3 protein-coding genes are annotated in these 2519 nt (G+C 66.4%); all 3 read right to left on the bottom strand.

Going from position 1 to position 2519, the window contains the following annotated elements; genetic code table 11:
- Window positions 1-1385, bottom strand: a 1385-nt coding sequence (locus BM365_RS17675; RefSeq protein ID WP_139227459.1) for a cache domain-containing protein, incomplete at its 3' end; no start/stop codon positions are given.
- A 201-nt stretch (window positions 1386-1586) separates the two neighbouring features.
- Window positions 1587-2075, bottom strand: coding sequence for a chemotaxis protein CheW (locus BM365_RS17670; RefSeq protein ID WP_093490873.1), 489 nt, complete (start codon window positions 2073-2075; stop codon window positions 1587-1589).
- 96 nt (window positions 2076-2171) lie between these two features.
- A partial coding sequence (locus BM365_RS17665) for a methyl-accepting chemotaxis protein (RefSeq protein WP_254772732.1) occupies window positions 2172-2519 on the bottom strand: 348 nt, incomplete at its 5' end.

Raw genomic sequence — 2519 nt, 5'->3', positions numbered from 1 at the left:
TTGATGCTCAGTGCCGCCATCTGGATGCCGCCGACGATCTCGGTCAACTGGGCCACGGTGGCGTTGGCGTCGTCGCGCATGGTGGCGAACACGCCATGGAAGTCGCCTTCCATCCGCGCGGTCAGGTCGCCATCGGCGATCGCGCGCAGCAGGGCGGACAGCTGCGCCAGGTTGCGATCGCTGGTGGCCATCATCGCGTTCAGACCCTTCACCATCGCCAGGAAGTCGTCGCGGAAGCGCGCTTCGTCGCCGCGCACGCCGAAGTCGCCGGCGGCCGCGGCCTGGGCCAGTCGGTTGATCTCGGCATTGATCGCCAGCAGGCTGGCCTTTGCCGTGTCCATCGCCTCGTGCAGGAAGGCGCGCGTGCCGGGCAGGCGGCGCGCATCCTGGCTGAGGTCGCCGTTGGCGTAGCGCTGCAGGATGCCGATCGCATCGCGGAAGGCGTCCAAGTGTTCGAACATCATCGTGTTGATGCCTGCCGCGAGTTCGCCGTACACGCCGGGGAAATCCTCCGGCATGCGGTGGCTGATGTCCTCCGCTTCGTGCAGGCGGATCATCTCGCGGGTCTCCAGCGAGAAACGCTCGAGCATGTGGACCATCTCGTCGGTCGCCTTGAGCATCTGGCCGACCTCATCGCGGCCGTGGCGGCCGATGCGCACGCTCAGGTCGCCGCGCGACACACCCTTGATCGCGGCGAGCGCGCGCGAGACCGGCTGCAAGATGGACTGGCCGATGACGAAGCCGATCAGCATGTTCAGCAGCACCAACACGCCGCCCGCCAGGGTCATGATCAAAGTGAACTGCAGCGCCTGCGCCTGGGTGTCATCGATATAGACGCCGGTGCCGATGACCCAGCCCCACGGTTGGTACAGCGCGGCGTAGGAGGTCTTCGGCACGGGGTCTTCTTCGCCGGCCTTGGCCCAGCTGTAGTCCACGGTGCCGCCGCCGGCCTTCGCCACGCGCACGAACTCCGGGAAGATGTGCTTGCCGTCCGGGCTCTGCACCTCCTGCAGCGGCTTGCCGATCAGGTCCGGACGGGTGGGGTGCATCAGCATCACCGGCGCTTCGTCGGTGACGAAGAAATAGTCCACGCCCTTGTTCGCCTGCATCGTGGCGAGCGTGGCCAGCGCGCCTTCCTTAGCGGCGGACTCGTCGAGCGTCCCGGCCTCCACTTGCTTGGCGTAGCCCTGAATCACGCCCAGCGCCATCTCCGTCTGCGCCTTCAGGCCCGCCTGGCGGGTGCCGGTCAGGTCGAGATACTGCATGCGGGCGGCGACGACGGCCAGTGCGACAGTGCCGACGGCGACCAGGAGGGTCTGGAAGAAGAACTTGCGCTTGAGGGGAACGTTGGAGAGGGCGTGGGCGAGCTTGGCGTTGATGTTCATACGGGATCTCGGGGGTCAGGCGCGAGGCCTGCGCGGGCGGAATGCCCGTACCTGCAATAGCGGCGGCGGCCGCTGGAAATTCAGGGATGTCTACCGCCACTACGACCAAAGACGCAGGCGCGGCACGCCGTCATGGCGCAAACGAAAAGGGACCACAGACCTCGCGGTCAGTGGTCCCTTCGAACGTCCCAAAGCCGGGAATCAGGCGGCGGCCTGCTCCGGCAACGGCTGGCCGAGATCGGCGCTGTCGATCAGCGTTTCGATGTCGAGCAGGATCAGCATGCGGTCGTCCACGGTGCCGATACCCGAGATGAAGCGGGTGTCGACGCTGGCGCCGAATTCGGGCGTGGGGCGGATCTGTTCCGCGGCCAAGCCGATCACGTCGGACACGCTGTCCACGACGATGCCGACCACGCGGTCTTCGACGTTCAGCACGATCATCACCGTGAAGGCGTCGTAGCGCGCTTCCTTCAGCCGCAGCTTCAGACGCAGGTCGATCACCGGCACAATGGTGCCGCGCAGATTGATGACACCCTTGATGTAGTCCGGTGCATCCGGCAGGCGGGTGACCGAATCGTAGCCGCGGATTTCCTGCACCTTCAGGATATCGACGCCGTAGTGCTCGTCTCCCAGGGTGAAGCTGAGAAACTCTTCGGCGGTCGCCGTGGCCTGGCTCTTCTTGTCGCTCATTCGTCGGGCTCCTGTTGCAGCCGGTAAGAGGGTGGGGTTGCCCGGGGCGGGCCTGTCACGGCCTAGATCGGCCCCGGACGGGGATTCTTTAGCGGGTCAGTAAGGGTGGTGGGCGGGAGTGGGACGGGGTGCCGCTCCGGCCGCGATGCGGGTTACGCGTTCCTGCACCAGCCGTGCCACCTGGTCGCCATCGCCCAGCTGGAACGTGGAAACGGCGTCGGCCAGCGCCTGGGCCTGTTCTTCCATCGAACGCGCCGCGGCGGTGGCTTCTTCCACCAGCGCAGCGTTCTGCTGGGTGGTCTCGTCCATCTGGGTGATGGTCTGGTTGACCTGTTCGATACCGGCGCTCTGCTCCTGCGAGGCGGCGGAGATCTCGGCCATGATGTCGGTCACGCGCTGCACCGAGGCGACGATTTCGCCCATCGTGGCGCCGGCCTGGTTCAC

The sequence above is a fragment of the Pseudoxanthomonas sp. YR558 genome (genome assembly GCF_900116385.1).
In the GTDB taxonomy this organism is placed as follows: domain Bacteria; phylum Pseudomonadota; class Gammaproteobacteria; order Xanthomonadales; family Xanthomonadaceae; genus Pseudoxanthomonas_A.
Note: the sequence above shows the minus strand (reverse complement) of the source record. Positions and strands in the feature narration are given on the sequence as shown.

Coding starts and splice junctions, on each gene's coding strand:
- BM365_RS17670 (WP_093490873.1), bottom strand. CDS start 2,075: ATGAGCGACAAGAAGAGCCAGGCCACGGCGACCGCCGAAGAGTTTCTC.